This window comes from Albidovulum denitrificans (assembly GCF_002973535.1).
In the GTDB taxonomy this organism is placed as follows: domain Bacteria; phylum Pseudomonadota; class Alphaproteobacteria; order Rhodobacterales; family Rhodobacteraceae; genus Albidovulum; species Albidovulum denitrificans.
Genome location: NZ_PVEP01000012.1, coordinates 48,447 through 63,495, shown reverse-complemented (window position 1 = coordinate 63,495; position 15,049 = coordinate 48,447). Strand labels below are relative to the sequence as shown.

Sequence of the window (15,049 nt, the reverse complement as noted above, 5' to 3'; positions counted from 1 at the left end):
AATGCCCGTCGTCACCACCACCTACGAGGGCGACATCGCCCTGGTCAGCATCGACAACCCGCCGGTCAACGCGCTGAGCCAGGCGCTGCGTCAAGGTTTGTGGGACGCCGTCGGGGCGCTCGACGCCGATCCGCAGGTGAAGGCGGTGGTGTTGATCTGTTCGGGCCGTACCTTCATCGCCGGGGCCGATGTGGCCGAATTCGGCAAGCCGCCGATGGAACCGCATCTGCCCGATCTTGTCGCGCGGATCGAGGGCGCGGCAAAGCCATGGGTCGCCGCGATCCATGGCTCGGCGCTTGGCGGCGGGTTCGAGGTTGCCATGGGCTGCCGGTTCCGGGTTGCCGTGCCCGGGGCGTCGGTCGGTTTGCCTGAGGTCACGCTGGGCATCGTGCCGGGGGCGGGCGGTACGGTGCGGACGCCCCGGCTGGCAGGCGTTGAGGCGGCGGTCGATCTGGTCACGTCGGGCAAGCCGATCCGCGCCGAAAAGGCCCGCGCCGCCGGGCTGATCGACGCGGTCGTCGAGGGGGATTTGCGGGACGGCGCCGTGACCTTCGCGCGCGTGGCGCTTTCAAAGCCTTTGCCCATGCCGGTTTCGGCCCGTCCGGTCGTGGCGCCCGATGCGGCTTTCTGGGCCGCGAGGGAGAAAGCCGTCGCCAGGACCGCAAAGGGCGCCATCGCGCCGCTTCGCGCGCTGGACTGTTTGCGCAAGGCGGCGGAGATGCCCTTTGACGAGGCGATGGCGCAGGAGCGTGCGACCTTTCTTGACCTGCGCGGGTCGGAACAGGCGGCGGCGTTGCGGCATGTCTTCTTCGCCGAGCGTGCCGCCCCGCGACCGGCCGCCCTGCGTCAGGTCGCGCCGCTGCCGCTCCGCTCCACCGCCGTCATCGGCGGCGGCACGATGGGGGCAGGGATCATCGCGGCCCTGCGCGGTGCGGGCCTGCCCGTGATCCTGATCGAACGTGACGAGGAGGCCGTGGCGCGCGGCCTTGCCAATGTCGCGCGGACCTTCGACGGCGCCGTCAAGCGCGGCAAGCTGACCGCGACACAGGCGCAGGCGCTGACCGACGGTGTGACCGGGACGACCGATTACGCGGCCCTGTCCGATGTGGACCTCGTGATCGAGGCGGTGTTCGAGGAGATCGGCGTGAAGCGCGCGGTCTTTGCCGAACTGGGGCGGCACTGCCGCGCCGATGCGGTGCTGGCGACCAACACCTCCTACCTCGACCCGCGGCTGATTGCCGAGGGCCTGCCGCAGGCCGCGCGGTTTCTGGGACTGCATTTCTTCAGCCCGGCCAACGTGATGAAACTGCTTGAGATCGTGCCGGTCCCCGAGACCTCCGACCAGACGCTTGCCACCGGCTTTGCGCTGGCGCGGCTGCTTGGAAAGATGCCGGTGAAGGCCGGGATCTGCGAGGGTTTCATCGGCAACCGCATCCTCAAACGCTACCGGATGGCGGCCGAAGCGCTGGTGCGGCGCGGCGTGGCGATTGCCGACATCGACGCGGCGATGCGCGATTACGGTTTTGCGATGGGTCCGTTCGAGGCGCAGGATCTGGGCGGGCTCGACATCGCCTACCTCCAACGCGAGGGCGCGCGGGCGGCGGGGCAGGCCGTGCCGGAGACGCTTGGCGACATCCTCGTGCGCGCGGGGCGCAAGGGGCAGAAGACCGGGGGCGGCTGGTATGACTATGCGGCGGACGATCGCGCAGCCCGGCCCTCGTCCGTGGTGGCCGGCTTGATCGGGGCATGGATCACGCCCGGGCGGGGGATGGAGCGGGCAGAGATCGCACCGGCGCTGATCGCCGAAATGGCGGCGGAAGGGCAGGCCATCCTGACAGAGGGGATTGCCTCTGCCGCCGCTGATATCGACCTGGTCGAGATTCACGGCTACGGCTTTCCGCGCTGGCGCGGCGGGCCGATGTTTGCCACCCGTGCGCGGGAATAGGCCCAGGGCGCCGCGGCGGTATCGGAAGATAATGCCCGATGCGCTATTGATCGAATGGCAGCCGCGGCGCAGTATTGCCCGCATCTGCGCAGCCTGACTGGACAGCAGGCCCAGCCGTCGGGAGGACGGCGGGGATCAGTCAGGAAGCAAAGCTGCATGTCGCCTTTTTTGGGAGGGAAAGGCCATGATGTGTTTTGAGGAGTGGAACAACTGTATCCTGTCCAATTGCGGGCATTACTACAGCACGCCACTGAAACACGCGCGCAAGAACGTTGGATATTTCCAGCTTCGCCGCCGTCACGGTGTGGATATCGCCGAGATGCAATGCGAGATCGACCAGATCGAGCGGCAGCGCGTCGGCATCCGCCGGGATGACCACGAATACCTGTTCCTGCTGATGCCGAAATCGGGCGAGATGAACGTGGTACATAATGGCCGGGAAGAGGTGCTGACGCCCGGTGACAGCCTGCTGATGGATTCGACCCGGACGGCAGAGCTGAACTTCAACGGCCGCGCGGCATCGTTCCTGTCGGTGCATCTGCCGCGCAGCCTGTGCCTTGAAGGGGGAACCCGCGATCCGGCCACGGGGCGGCGGATCGCGCGTGCGCATCCGCTCAGGGCAAGTCTTTCGGCCTTGATCGACGGCGAGGGGCCGGACGAGGCCCATGCCGATTACCTGTTCGACTTCATCGCGATGATGTTTCGTGCGGAAGACCGTAGCGGTGACGTCACCGGGTTCCGCAACCGGCATGGCAGGTTCCGCTATATCTGCGACACCATCGAACGGCATGTGGCCGACAGCGACTTCACGGTCGAGCGGCTTGCCGGGCTGGTGCATATGTCGCGTCGGCAATTGCAGCGCGATTTCCGTGACAACGGCACGACCTTCACCCGCGTGCTGTGCGAGCGGCGCATGAAGCTGGTGGTCAGCCATCTACGCCGTGCCGCGGGGCTGAAGCTTCGCCCGGCGATCTCCGATCTGGCCTATCGCGCGGGGTTCAGCGACCTGTCGCATTTCAATCGCAGCTTCCGCCAACTCTACGATGTGTCGCCCGGCGGATATTACGAGGAATGCCTTCGCTCCCTTCAAGGGCATTGAATCGCAATGCTTTTTTTGGCGCGCATCGCAAGGTCTGTGGCGCGGTCGTCCAAGACCCCGGCAGAGGCACTATGATCTTTTCTTGATCCAAGACCGAGGGGAGGCGGTCACGCGTGAACAAAGCCGCAAGCCTGGCATCGGCCGGACTGCATCCACCGCGCACCGTGGCGCGCTCTAGGCTTGCGCGGGAAATCCGTCTCTCCGCTTGTTGCAGACTACCGGTGAATTCGCACCGCCGCATGAATCGTCAACTCACTTCAGCAGGTTGCCAATGAAACACCATCTCATCCTTTCACTTTCGGTCCTGGCCGCTTCGGGCGCCCAGGTGCTTGCACAGGAAACCGACCTTCAGCCGGAAACCCTGGCGGTCGAGGCGCGTATCTCGGAAGGGAACCATATCTATCTGATGGATATGGGTATCTCCGGCCCCAGCTCGATCTCGGTGCTGAACGCCGACGATCTTTCGCTCGAAGGCAACATGGGGTCGGGCACGTTCAGCCAGATGCTGATGACGCCGGGCGCCACGTCGCTTTTTACCGGCTCGGTCTACATGAAGCGTTTCACCCGTGGCCCGATCGAGGCTGTGGTGGAGGAGTTCGATCCTGCCACGCTGAACGTCAAGCGAGAGATCGTCGTATCCGAAAAGATGGCCCAGACGTTAAGCCAGCGCGGCGCGCTGAACCTGTCGGCGGACGGCAACTATCTGATCGTGCAGAACGCGACGCCCGCGACCTCGGTCAATATCGTCGACCTCGCCGCCGGTGCGGACCTGGCCGAAGTGCCGACGCCGGGCTGCTGGACGGCCTATCCGGCGCCCGAAGGGCTGGCCTTCACCACGATCTGCGGCGACGGCACGCTGGTGAAATACAGCGTTTCCGCCGACGGCGCGGTGGGTGAGCCCGCGAAATCCGACAAGGTCTTCGACGCCGATACCTCACCGATCTTCGGCAATGCGGTGCGGGTCGACGGTCTGCTGACCTATGTCTCCTATGGCGGCCAGCTTCTTTTGGTCGATGACAGCGGCGCCGCGCCGGTCCTGAGCAAGACGGTGGACTTCGCCGCCGATGGCTGGGCGCCGGGGGGCTATAACCTGATGGCCTATCATGAGGCGTCCAAGACCCTCTTCGTCATGATGCATTCCAACGCCGCCGACGGGTCGCACAAAAGCCCGGCCGAGGAGATCTGGGCGATCAACATGGCCACCGACACGGTCGTGGGCCGGATCGCGGCGCACGGTGAATCGAATATCGCGATCAGCGGGGGCGACATGCCGCAGCTGGCCGGTGTCGATCATCTGGGCGGTGTGCATCTTTACGACGTGACGCTTGGCGACACCGTCAGCGCGACCGAGCGCGTGGCGCGCGAAGGCGTTGCCTTCTTCGCGACCATGATCGCGACCGACTACTGATATGGCGTCGCTCGCCCCGCTTCTTTCGGTGACGATCACCAGTTTTCTGGTGATCGTGCTGGCCCGGGCCGTCTGGCACAAGGTCGATCGGTTCCTTGAAACCGTGGGTTTCGCGCAGGGCTACGGGTTGGTGCCGGATGCCTGGGCCGCCCTGATCGTCCGGGCGCTGACGGTCGCCGAAACCGCCGCGATCGTGGCGCTGATGGTGCCGTCATGGCGCGGGGCGGGCGGGCTTCTCGCCGCGGGGCTTTTCGCCGGTTACGGCGCGATCATGGCGGCCGCGCTGGCGCGGGGCCGGGACCGGATCGACTGCGGCTGTGGCGGGCTGCCGCAAATCGTCTCGGCCTTCACGCTGGGGCGCAACGCGGTTCTGACCGGGATGGCGCTGTCCGTGGCAATCCTGCCCGCGGTGGCCCTGCCAAGGCCGGAGGTTGCCGTCGCCATTGCCGGTGCGCTCGTCCTTGCGGCAATCTACGCCATCATCGAAAGGCTCGCCTCGCATCTGCCCTATATCCGGCAGGGAGACATCTGACATGACCCTCCTGACCTTCTCCAACATCCTGCTGTGGGTCGTCGTGCTGGTCCAGCTTGGGGTGATCTTTGCCCTGGCCCGCCAGATCGGCATCCTGTTCGAGCGTGTGTCGCCCGTCGGCGCGATGATCTCGGACGCGGGTCCGGCCCTTGGCGACAAGGTTGCAGCCCTCGAACTGCCCAACCTGAACGGCCCCGGCCTGACGCTGGGCCAGGCGGGGGGACGGTCGCAGCTGATCTTCTTCCTGTCCACGAGCTGCCCGATCTGCAAGGCACTTCTGCCCGCGCTGAAATCCATCCGCACCGACGAACAGTCCTGGCTGGACGTGATCCTTGCCTCGGACGGGCGCGAACAACTGCACCGCCGGTTGATCGAGACGGAAAAGCTCGGCGCCTTTCCCTATGTCCTGTCCTCGGAACTGGGGATGAGCTTCAAGGTCTCGAAGCTGCCCTTCGCCGTGCTGATCGACAAGGACGGCAAGGTCGTGACCAAGGGCCTCGTGAACAGCCGCGAACAACTCGAAAGCCTGTTTACCGCTTCGGAAACCGGCATCCCCTCGTACCAGGCCGCCGTGGCCGGGATGACATCCTGACATATCGTGACACAAGGAAGGAAACCTATCATGACCCGTTTCATCGACAGCTTCCTCAAGCGCCTCGACGGCGCGACCGAGGCGAATATCCGGTCTTCGGCCCGCCGCAACGGCCGGCGGTCGTTCCTGGCCAGAACCGGCCTTGCTCTGATGGGCGCCGCCATCTCGCCGGTTCTGCCCTTCGACCGGCGCGCCTTTGCCTCCGAGGGTGGCGGCGCGGATGATCCGTGTACCTACTGGCGCCACTGTGCCATCGACGGCTTTCTCTGCGAGGATTCGGGCGGCTCTCTGACGTCCTGCCCGCCGGGCAGCAGCGTTTCGGCCGTGTCCTGGGTCGGCACCTGCGCCAATCCCGACGACGGCAAGAACTACCTGATCAGCTACAACGACTGCTGCGGCAAGCCGTTCATCCCGACCGCGACCTTCTGCAACAACAACAAGGGCGAGCGGCCGGGCTATCAGATGGGTCTTTACAACGATATCAACTGGTGTACCGCAAATACCGACAAGGGCTATCACTGCACGGTGTCGGTTGTCGTCGGTACGGCCGATTGATGCGGCCGGGGCTTTTCGCCTGTCTGGCCGCTCTGCTTTGCGCCCCCGCATTCGCGCAGGATGCGGGCAGCGACGGGGCGGACCTGTTCGAGGCGCATTGTTCGGCGTGCCACAACACGGGCGGGACCGGGACCCCCGGCCTTGCCCCGCCCCTTGACCGGCCGGAGTTCTGGCAGGCGCTGGGGGACGATGCGCCGACCTATATCAGCGGGATCGTCACCAAGGGGTTCACCAAGCCCATCAAGGTGCGGGGCCAGCGCTACATGGGGCTGGTGATGCCGCCTGTCGCCGGGACATCGGATGCGGACCTCGCCACGATCACAAGCTGGGTTCTGGCCGAGCTTGGCGGCGTGGATCAGGCGGTTTCCGCCGATCAGATCGCCGAAATGCGGGCAAGCGGAACGACCCATGGCGACCTTTCCGCGCTGCGCCCGCCGACGGAGTGAGACGGATGATGAGGTATTCTCTGCTGTTCCCCCTGCTCCTTGCGGCCGCGACGGCAACGCCGGGCCATGCGGGCAATACCGCGACCTCGCCGCGCGCGAATTACATCCTGCACTGTTCCGGCTGCCACGGCATGCAGGGGCTCGGCACGGTTGAGGGCGGCATTCCGGGATTTCCCGATTCGGTCGGGCATATCGTCGGGACAGAGATCGGCCGAACCTATGTGATGCATGTGCCGGGCGTCGTCGCCAACAGCATGACCGACGCGCAGATCGCCGAGGTGATGAACTACATCCTCGACCAGTGGTCCGAGAACGGCGCGCATTTCACGGCAGAGGAGGTCACCCGGCGGCGGGCGGAACCGATCGGCGATCTGGTGGCCTATCGCCGTCAGGTGGTTGCGGAGCTTCGCAAGTCGGGCATCGAAATCGCCACCTATCCCTGGCCGTGACCGGCGGGAAACGGCCGTGGTGACCGGCTTTCGCGGAGCTGTTCTTGCGGGCGTCATCGCCGCGGTTTTCGCGACGTCCTTCCTTGCCGAACCGTTCCGGGGCGGCGGCTGGTTCTGGGACCTGGGCAATGCGCTTGGTCTTCTGGCCTTCGCGGGCCTTCTCTTCCAGATGATACCCGTCCCGCGCAAACGGTCGGTGCGGCGGCACGAGGTTTTGGGATACTGGGTGCTTGGCACCGCGATCCTGCATGCGTTCTGGTTTCTGGCGGGCGATGGGACGGTTCGCTTCTATCTTCTTCCCGGCGGCCCTGCCCACATGTGGCTTGGCCTTGCGGGGCTGATCGCGCTTGCGGTGCTAAGCGTTCTGGCGCGGATGCCTGACCGGCTACGGGTACACCGGCACTATCGCCAGTTCCGCAAGGCGCACCGGATCCTGGGCTTCGTCACCGTCGGGATGGCAGCCCTGCATGTCGTTTTGAGCGGCTTTTATCTTCCGGCGTGGTGGCAGGCGGGAGTGCTTGCCGGGGTGCTGGTTGCCTGCGTGTCGGGCCGACGGTACTGGGCGCGGCTTGCCCATGCGCCCGCCGCATCGGTCAGCGGCTATCTGATCATTGGCGCGATGGCGTGCGTGCTGTTTCTTCTGATCCGGGACGGGACGCCATGAAGTGGTTGCTGGGCGCGCTCTTTCTTGCGGGGGCATGGCTGGTTGTCGCCGGTCTGCCCGTGGCCGGGCCGCAACCTGACCGGGCGCCACGCTTCGGGGGCGGCCTCGCCGTCCTGCCGATGACCTTCACGCATGAGTCGCATTTCGGCCAGCCCTGCGCGACCTGCCATCATGAATTCGCCGATCACAGGACGGGCCAGACCTGCATGGCCTGCCATGTCACCGATCCGAAGGCCGCCCCGTTCCTTGAGGCGCAGTTCCACGGCCTCTGCCAGTCCTGCCATGTGGCGGAACACGCGGCGGGCCGACCCGCCGGGCCGACCCGGCGTTGCATTGCCTGCCATCTGGACGATCACGGGTTCTGAGCGGCCTCGGCCCTGAGCATTTCGACCATCCGGTCGCGCATCACGAACTTTTGCGGCTTGCCTGTTGCCGTCATCGGCAGGTCGGTCACGATGCGCACATGGTGCGGGACCTTGAAATGCGCAATCTGGCCCTTGCAGTAGTCCCGCAGCGCCTCGGGCGCGATGCTGCTGCCGGGCCTGGCCACGATCCAGGCGCAGACCTGCTCGCCAAAGGTCTTGTCGGGGATGCCGAAGACCTGGACATCGCTGACATCGGGATGGCGGATCAGGAATTCCTCGATCTCGCGCGGATAGATGTTCTCGCCGCCGCGGATGATCATGTCCTTCACCCGGCCGACGATGGAACAGAAGCCCTCTGCGTCCAGAACGCCGAGATCGCCGGTATGCATCCAGCCATCGGTCACGGCGGCGGCCGTCGCGGCCTTATCGCCCCAATATCCCGCCATCACGGAATAGCCGCGGGTGCAAAGCTCCCCCTTCCCGCCCACGGGCACGATATTGCCGTCGGCATCGACGACCTTCACCTCAAGATGCGGGTGGATGCGGCCCACCGTCTCGCATCGCTTTTCGGTCGGGTCGTCGGTGAAGCTCTGGAACGAGACGGGCGAGGTTTCGGTCATGCCGTAGCAGATCGTGACCTCATGCATGTGCATGTCGCGATTGACCCGCTTCATCACCTCGATCGGGCAGAGCGCTCCGGCCATGATCCCGGTCCTGAGGCTCGACAGGTCGCGGTGTTGCCGGTCAAGCTCCTGCAACATGGCGACGAACATGGTCGGCACGCCGTAGCAGACTGTCGCGCGCTCGGCCGCGATTGCGTCGAGGGTCTGGACCGGGGTAAAGGCTTCGCCGGGGAAGATCATCTTCGCGCCCTTGCTGACCGCGCCAAGCACACCCATCACCATGCCGAAGCAGTGATAAAGCGGCACCGGAATGACCAGCCGGTCCCCGGCCGTCAGGTTGATCCGGTCGGTCACGAATCGCGCGTTGTTGACGATGTTGAAATGCGACAGCGTCGCGCCCTTGGGCATCCCGGTCGTGCCGGAGGTGAACTGTATATTGATCGGGTCACGCGGGGTCAGCGTGGCGTCGATGCGGTCGAGATCCTCGATCAGCGCGGGCGTCGCCATGGCAAGCAGGCCTTCGAACGGGATCATGCCCGGCCCGGCTTTTGCGCCCATCACGACGACATGGCGCAAGTCGGGCAGCCGCGCGGAGCTGAGCGGCCCGTCGCCCGACCCGGCCAGTTCGGGCGCAAGCTCGTTTATCATGCCGACATAGTCCGACGTCTTGAAGGCTTGCGCCGTGACCAGCGCCCGGCACCCTACCTTGTTCAGCGCGTAGTCGAGTTCTGACAGGCGATAGGCGGGGTTGATGTTGACGAGGATCGCGCCGATCCGGGCGGTGGCGAATTGCGTGATCACCCATTCAAGACGGTTGGGCGACCAGACGCCGACGCGATCACCCTTGCCGATCCCGAGCGCCAGAAACCCTGCCGCGCATCGGTCCACCTGGCGGGCGAAGTCACGGTAACTCAGCCGGTCGCCGCTTTCGCGGAAGACCAGCGCCTCGCTGTCGCCATGGGACGCGACCGCCTCGCGCAGCAATTGCGGTATCGTGGCGTTCTTCAGCGGCGGTTCGGTTGGGCCTGTCACATGCGACAGGCCATCCCGGGGTGCCGCGCTGGCGGCCATTGCGTGGGACATGGGGGTCTCCTCCCTGAAACGCCATGCCGGTTCGCCGCGGGTATTGCTGTCGGCACCGGAACGGCTGACGCAGCTTTGTCGCGACCCTAGCCGCGGGCGACGTTGATGACCTGCATCTGCGTGTATTCCGCAAGTCCCTCGACCGATTGCTCCACGCCCAGGCCCGATCCCTTGAAACCGGCCATCGGGATATGCGGCCCGATGTTCAACTGCTGGTTCACCCAGATGGTACCGGAGTCGATGCGCCCCGCGATCTCCGTCGCCTTGTCGACATCCGCCGAATGCACCGACCCGCCAAGTCCGTAGTCCGAGGCATTGGCGCGCGCGATCACGTCGTTGACATCGTCGAAGCGGATGACCGGCAGGATCGGGCCGAACTGCTCCTCGTCCACGATCTTGTGGCCGTCGGTCACGTCGCGGACGATGGTCGGGCTGATGAAATAGCCCTTGCCGCCCTTCACCTCGCCGCCAGCGATGATCCGGCCGCTGGTGCGGGCATCTTCAAGGTAGCCCTTCACCTTCTCGAACTGCGCCTTGTTCTGGATCGGGCCGACCGTGGTCCCCTGCTTCATCCCGTCGTCGACCACCGCCTGGCTGGCAATATCGGCAAGGGCATCGCAGAATTCATCGTAGATCGCATCATGGACATAGGCGCGCTTGATGGCGAGGCAGACCTGACCGGCGTTGAAGAAGGCGCCGCCATAGACCTTCTCGGCGGTCGCGCGCACGTCCACGTCGGGCAGGACGATGGTCGGGTCGTTGCCGCCCATCTCAAGCGTGACGCGCTTCATCGTGTCGGCGGCGCTGGCCATGATGCGCTTGCCGGTTGCAGAGGACCCGGTGAAGCCGATCTTGGCGATGCCCGGATGGGCGGTCATCTTCGGGCCAAGGTCGTTGTTGTCGGTCAGGATGTTGACGAGGCCCGCTGGGAAAACCCGTGCGCAGATCTCGCCGAGCATCAGTGCGGTGACCGGCGTCGTCGGCGCGGGTTTCAGGATGATCGCATTGCCTGCCATCAGGGCCGGCCCGATCTTCCAGCAGGCCAGCAGCAGCGGGAAATTCCACGCCACGATGGCGCCGACCACGCCCAGGGGCTTGTGCCGGGTTTCGATTCGGAACTGCGCATCGTCCTGGATGACCCGATCGGGCAGGTCCAGCTGCGCAGTGTGCAGAAGATAGCCCTGGCTCCATTCGACCTCGCCCGTGGCTTCGGGCAGGGGCTTGCCCTGTTCCATGGTGATCGTGCGGGCCAGATCGGCGGCTTTCGCGCCGATCGCCGCCGCCAGTTCCCCGATCTTCGCGCGGCGCTCGGCCATGCTGGTCCCGGCCCATGCCTTCTGCGCGGCGGTCGCGGCGGTGACGGCCTCGTCCAGCTGCGCCTCGGTCGCGTGGGGGACGCGCGCGAAAACCTCTTCGGTCGCCGGATTGATGACGTCGAGCATATGGTCGCCCGACACCAGCTGTCCGTTGATGAGCATCCTGTAGTCCATGATATCCTCCCGCATCGCCGACGTCTTGCCGGGGTCATGCAGAGGATGGGGGAGGGTCCCTGCTGCCGTCTCTGGCTGCCGCGCCATAAGTTTCGCCTGCCGCGCCAAATTTGTTGTTGATAATCAGCATTCTGCCCGGACATCCCGGATCTGTCCGCGCCAAACGGGCCTCGCTTGTCCCGGCATCGGCGGGCCTTGCGCGCCGTCAGGCCCCCGGCACCTCGCACAGCCGCCGCGCGACATCCTCATCGGTGATAAGGACGGACGGGCGCAGCATCCTGATCGCGGCGCGGATGATGGTGACCTTGTTCCACCCGCCCGAGGCGAGGACCAGCTTTCGCGCCCGGCGCAGGTCGTGCGGGTGGACGGCGAAAACGCGGTCGTTGACGGGGTGATCGACGATCTCCCCCTCGGCATTGACAAAACGGCACAACACGTCGCCCACCGCCCCGGCGCGTTCGAGAGAGACGATCTCTTCCTGGGAGAGAAGGCCGTATTTCACGAAGATCGAATGCGGTGTCAGGTCGCCCAGCGACAGGAACGCCATGTCCAGCGACCGCGCCCGTTCCGCCAGTTCGACGATGCCGCCATGGGCCATCAGCGCGTCGCGCGTCTTGGCATCGGGGGCGAAGACGGGGCCTGCCATCAGGAAGCATTCCGCCGACAGCCGGTCGGCCACGCGCCAGGCGAATTCCGAAGGGTTGACCTGCGACACCCGCGTCAGCCCACCCAGCAGGGAGATCACCTTGGTGCCGTTGGCGGGCTTCTGTTCGATCAGCGGCACACCAGCCGTCAGGGTCGATCCCCAGCCAAGGCCGATCGACATGTCGGGCCGCAGCGAGGTGTTGAGGTATTGCGCCACTTCCGACCCGACGATCCGGTTGATCTTGCCCGCATCCTCGGGCGTCGGCACGACGATGGCGCGGTCAAGGCCCCAGACATCCTCCAGCCTCCGCTCAAGCTCCACACAGCCCGACAGCTTTGTCGTCACGCGGATCTGGACGCTGCCGTCGCCACGGGCATTGGCCAGGATGCGGAGAACGCGGGCGCGGGTCAGGCCGACGCTTTGGGCGACCTCGTCCTGCGTCATGCCTTCCACATAGTAAAGCCATGCGATCCGCGTCTTGAGGTCGTCGTTGACGTCCGTGTCGCTCACTCTGCCTCGCCTCTTCGTGCCGGTTTGCCTGTTCATAGCGTGTGCGGAACGGGTCATGCCATCCTGCCGGGCAGAGTTCAGTCCTTTCTGCGCAAGAGGTCAACCAGAACGGCGACAAGAACCACACCGCCGACGATCACCCTTTGCCAGAAACCGGAGACGTTCAGAAGCACGGTCCCGTTGCCCAGCACCGCCAGAAGAAGCGCGCCAAGCACGGTGCCGACGATGGAGCCCTGACCGCCGCGCAGCGACGTCCCGCCAAGGATCGCAGCCGTGATCGCACCCATCAGCCAGCCTTCGCCGACCGAGGGTTGGCCCGCATCCATCCGGCTGGCAAAGAGGATACCGGCGAGTGCCGCGAACATGCCGGCCATGCCGAAGGCCGTGAATTCCACAAGGCGCACCCGGATACCGGCAAGGATCGCGGCGTCACGGTTGCCGCCGACGGCAAAGATGTTGCGGCCGAAACGGGTCTGTCGAAGCATCCAGATCAGGAAGATGGCCGAGGCGAAGAAGATGATGACCGGCACCGGAATGCCCCAGATCTCTCCCTTGCCGAAAATGCCGAACTGATCGCCCAGCGGCCGGATCGGATAGCCCTTGGTGATGACAAGGGTCAGGCCCGCGAAAATCTCCCACGTCGCCAGCGTCACGATGAAGGGGTTAAGCCTCAGTCCCGCCACGAAGACCCCGTTCAGCGCGCCAAGGGCAAAGCCGAAGAACATCGTGAAGGGAATGATGAGGTACGGGTGGATGCCCCATTGCGTCAGCGCAATCGCCCCGACGATCGAGGATAGCCCGGCCGCCGCGCCGACAGACAGGTCGATGCCGCCCACCAGAAGGACAAGCGTCTGGCCAAGCGCCACAAGACCGACGAAGGCGGCCTGCCGCAGCACGACCGAGACGTTGTAGGCCGACAGGAAGTTGTCGGTCGCAAGCGTCAGGGCCGCCGTGAGCGCCACCAGCGCGACAAGGACGCCGCTGCCTTCCCAGGCCCAGAAACGAGACAGAAGCGATGCCTGCCTGCGCGGCGCCGGTGTCGACAGTTCGGAAGTGTTGGCGCTTGCCATGGTCTCGTTTCCTCTTTCGCTCAGCTCATCGCCATCTGGAGAAGCCCCTCCTGCGAGGCCTCCCGTCGGTCGATTGCACCCTTCACCTTGCCTTCGTGCATCACCATGATGCGGTCCGCGACATCCAGAAGCTCTTCCATCTCGGAGGAGATGACGATGATCGACAGCCCCCGTTCCTCGGTCAGCTTGCGCAGGACGGACTGGATCTCGAACTTGGCGTTCACGTCGATGCCGCGGGTCGGTTCATCCATGATCAGCACATGGGCGTCCCGCATCAGCCAGCGGGCGATGATGAATTTCTGCTGGTTGCCGCCCGACAGGCTGGTGATCGGGTCGCGCAATGAATTGAACTTGGCCTTCATCTGACCGGCGAGCTTTTCCACCTCGGCCATCATGTCTCGATTGCGCAGGTGCAGAAGGCCGGTGAAGCGGTCCAGCGTCGGCAGGCCGGTATTCTCGGCGATGGAAAGAAGCGGGAAGATCCCTTCCTGCTTGCGTTCCTCGGGCAGGTAGATGACCCCGGCCCGGATCGCCTCAAGCGGACCGCGAAAGCTGACCGGCTTGCCGTTCAGCTCGATCCGCCCGGCATCGGCGCGGGTTGCACCGAAGATGCATTTGGCCATTTCGGTGCGACCGGAACCGACAAGGCCCGAGACGCCAAGGATCTCTCCCTTGCGCAGGCTGAAGGACAGGTCGCGGAATTCATGCGCGCGGGTCAGCCCCTCGACCTTCAACACGGTGTCGGTCGAGGGAAGATCGCGCAGGGGCTGCGCCCCGGCCTTTGGCGGCCGTCCCGCCATCATCGTGACCATACGCTCGCGGCTGGCCTCTTCTGGCGCAAGTTCGCCCACATGGACGCCGTCGCGCAGGACGGTGATGCGGTGGGACAGGCGGCGCACCTCGTCAAGGCGGTGGGAAATGTAAAAGGCCGATCGCCCCTCACGCGCCAATGCCTCGATATAGGACATCAGCGTTTCTTCCTCGCGGTAGGTCAGGGTTGCGGTGGGCTCATCGAAGATCAGGACGCGGGCCTCGGTCGCGGCGGCGCGGGCGATCTGCACCAGTTGCTGCTGGGCCTTCGAGAGGGAGGAGACGCGGGCCGCCGGGTCGATGGAATTGTCGACCTCATGCAGATGCCGCGTGGCCTCGGCACGGGTCTTGCGCCAGTCGATCGAAAGGGCCGGGCCGCAATGGGCGCCGAGCATGATGTTCTCGGCCACGCTCAGGTGCGGGACAAGGCTGATCTCCTGCGGCGCGATGGCGATGCCATGGGCCTGCGCGTCTTTCGGAAGGTGGAAATGGACCTCCTTCCCGTCGACGAAAAGCTGGCCTTCGGTCGGTTGGAAACGGCCGCAGATGATGTTCATCAGGGTAGATTTCCCGGCGCCGTTTTCACCGATGATGGAATGAACCTCACCCGGGAAAAGGGTGATCGACACATCCTTCAGCGCGCTCACGGGTCCAAAGGACTTTGAGACGCGGCGGGCCTCGAAAACGGGGGCGGGGGTGTTCATCGCGGGGAAACCTTTCCGGTGCGCTTCGGGCCGGGTGTCGGCCCGAAGCCATGGTAGG

At 65.3% G+C, this 15,049-nt stretch carries 15 protein-coding genes; 10 read left to right on the top strand and 5 right to left on the bottom strand.

Annotated elements, in window-relative coordinates:
• The first annotated feature begins 1 nt into the window (after window position 1).
• The 10 genes from LX70_RS18790 (at window position 2) to LX70_RS18745 (ending at window position 8,055) form a co-directional block, all read left to right on the top strand.
• Window positions 2-1,945, top strand: a complete 1,944-nt coding sequence (locus LX70_RS18790; RefSeq protein ID WP_105516331.1) for a 3-hydroxyacyl-CoA dehydrogenase NAD-binding domain-containing protein — start codon at window positions 2-4, stop codon at window positions 1,943-1,945.
• A 184-nt stretch (window positions 1,946-2,129) separates the two neighbouring features.
• On the top strand, window positions 2,130-3,044 hold the full coding sequence (locus LX70_RS18785; RefSeq protein WP_105516330.1) for a helix-turn-helix domain-containing protein: 915 nt from the start codon (window positions 2,130-2,132) through the stop codon (window positions 3,042-3,044).
• A gap of 271 nt (window positions 3,045-3,315) precedes the next feature.
• Window positions 3,316-4,452 carry an amine dehydrogenase large subunit gene (locus LX70_RS18780; protein ID WP_105516329.1) on the top strand — a complete coding sequence of 379 codons (1,137 nt, stop codon included), beginning with the start codon at window positions 3,316-3,318 and terminating at the stop codon, window positions 4,450-4,452.
• A 1-nt stretch (window position 4,453) separates the two neighbouring features.
• Entirely contained in the window at window positions 4,454-4,984 is a 531-nt protein-coding gene (locus LX70_RS18775) for a MauE/DoxX family redox-associated membrane protein (protein WP_105516328.1), read from the top strand.
• 1 nt (window position 4,985) lies between these two features.
• Window positions 4,986-5,576 (top strand): redoxin domain-containing protein, encoded by a 591-nt coding sequence (locus LX70_RS18770; RefSeq protein WP_105516327.1) that lies wholly within the window; start codon window positions 4,986-4,988, stop codon window positions 5,574-5,576.
• 30 nt (window positions 5,577-5,606) lie between these two features.
• Complete coding sequence (locus LX70_RS18765) at window positions 5,607-6,131, top strand: methylamine dehydrogenase light chain (protein ID WP_105516326.1); 525 nt, start codon at window positions 5,607-5,609, stop codon at window positions 6,129-6,131.
• Complete coding sequence (locus LX70_RS18760) at window positions 6,131-6,577, top strand: c-type cytochrome (protein ID WP_105516325.1); 447 nt, start codon at window positions 6,131-6,133, stop codon at window positions 6,575-6,577. Before LX70_RS18765 ends, LX70_RS18760 begins: the two co-directional genes overlap by 1 nt.
• Before the next feature lie 5 nt (window positions 6,578-6,582).
• Window positions 6,583-7,026, top strand: coding sequence for a c-type cytochrome (locus LX70_RS18755; protein ID WP_105516324.1), 444 nt, complete (start codon window positions 6,583-6,585; stop codon window positions 7,024-7,026).
• Between the two features lie 19 nt (window positions 7,027-7,045).
• Window positions 7,046-7,690 (top strand): hypothetical protein, encoded by a 645-nt coding sequence (locus LX70_RS18750; protein WP_146111659.1) that lies wholly within the window; start codon window positions 7,046-7,048, stop codon window positions 7,688-7,690.
• Window positions 7,687-8,055, top strand: a complete 369-nt coding sequence (locus LX70_RS18745; RefSeq protein WP_105516322.1) for a cytochrome c3 family protein — start codon at window positions 7,687-7,689, stop codon at window positions 8,053-8,055. The genes LX70_RS18750 and LX70_RS18745 overlap by 4 nt, the downstream gene beginning before the upstream one ends.
• Here the strand turns inward: LX70_RS18745 and LX70_RS18740 are convergent.
• The 5 genes from LX70_RS18740 to LX70_RS18720 all read right to left on the bottom strand — a co-directional run bounded on the left by LX70_RS18740 (window position 8,043) and on the right by LX70_RS18720 (window position 14,991).
• Window positions 8,043-9,761: an AMP-binding protein gene (locus LX70_RS18740; RefSeq protein WP_105516321.1), complete on the bottom strand. Its 1,719-nt coding sequence runs from the start codon at window positions 9,759-9,761 to the stop codon at window positions 8,043-8,045. The genes LX70_RS18745 and LX70_RS18740 overlap by 13 nt on opposite strands.
• Before the next feature lie 86 nt (window positions 9,762-9,847).
• The gene (locus tag LX70_RS18735; protein WP_105516374.1) at window positions 9,848-11,251 is read right to left on the bottom strand and encodes an aldehyde dehydrogenase family protein; all 1,404 of its coding nucleotides are present in this window, start codon (window positions 11,249-11,251) and stop codon (window positions 9,848-9,850) included.
• Between the two features lie 205 nt (window positions 11,252-11,456).
• Window positions 11,457-12,407 (bottom strand): sugar-binding transcriptional regulator, encoded by a 951-nt coding sequence (locus tag LX70_RS18730; RefSeq protein ID WP_245885141.1) that lies wholly within the window; start codon window positions 12,405-12,407, stop codon window positions 11,457-11,459.
• A 77-nt stretch (window positions 12,408-12,484) separates the two neighbouring features.
• Window positions 12,485-13,477, bottom strand: coding sequence for an ABC transporter permease (locus LX70_RS18725; RefSeq protein WP_105516319.1), 993 nt, complete (start codon window positions 13,475-13,477; stop codon window positions 12,485-12,487).
• Between the two features lie 20 nt (window positions 13,478-13,497).
• A complete protein-coding gene (locus LX70_RS18720; protein ID WP_105516318.1) occupies window positions 13,498-14,991 on the bottom strand; it encodes a sugar ABC transporter ATP-binding protein in 1,494 nt (497 codons plus the stop codon).
• Window positions 14,992-15,049: the final 58 nt, after the last annotated feature.

Excerpts from the sequence above, each read along its gene's own strand:
- LX70_RS18745 (WP_105516322.1), top strand. The coding sequence starts at position 7,687 with ATGAAGTGGTTGCTGGGCGCGCTCTTTCTTGCGGGGGCATGGCTGGTT.
- LX70_RS18765 (WP_105516326.1), top strand. The coding sequence starts at position 5,607 with ATGACCCGTTTCATCGACAGCTTCCTCAAGCGCCTCGACGGCGCGACC.
- LX70_RS18735 (WP_105516374.1), bottom strand. The coding sequence starts at position 11,251 with ATGGACTACAGGATGCTCATCAACGGACAGCTGGTGTCGGGCGACCAT.
- LX70_RS18740 (WP_105516321.1), bottom strand. The coding sequence starts at position 9,761 with ATGTCCCACGCAATGGCCGCCAGCGCGGCACCCCGGGATGGCCTGTCG.
- LX70_RS18770 (WP_105516327.1), top strand. The coding sequence starts at position 4,986 with ATGACCCTCCTGACCTTCTCCAACATCCTGCTGTGGGTCGTCGTGCTG.
- LX70_RS18790 (WP_105516331.1), top strand. The coding sequence starts at position 2 with ATGCCCGTCGTCACCACCACCTACGAGGGCGACATCGCCCTGGTCAGC.
- LX70_RS18780 (WP_105516329.1), top strand. The coding sequence starts at position 3,316 with ATGAAACACCATCTCATCCTTTCACTTTCGGTCCTGGCCGCTTCGGGC.
- LX70_RS18775 (WP_105516328.1), top strand. The coding sequence starts at position 4,454 with ATGGCGTCGCTCGCCCCGCTTCTTTCGGTGACGATCACCAGTTTTCTG.
- LX70_RS18785 (WP_105516330.1), top strand. The coding sequence starts at position 2,130 with ATGATGTGTTTTGAGGAGTGGAACAACTGTATCCTGTCCAATTGCGGG.
- LX70_RS18720 (WP_105516318.1), bottom strand. The coding sequence starts at position 14,991 with ATGAACACCCCCGCCCCCGTTTTCGAGGCCCGCCGCGTCTCAAAGTCC.
- LX70_RS18760 (WP_105516325.1), top strand. The coding sequence starts at position 6,131 with ATGCGGCCGGGGCTTTTCGCCTGTCTGGCCGCTCTGCTTTGCGCCCCC.
- LX70_RS18725 (WP_105516319.1), bottom strand. The coding sequence starts at position 13,477 with ATGGCAAGCGCCAACACTTCCGAACTGTCGACACCGGCGCCGCGCAGG.
- LX70_RS18755 (WP_105516324.1), top strand. The coding sequence starts at position 6,583 with ATGATGAGGTATTCTCTGCTGTTCCCCCTGCTCCTTGCGGCCGCGACG.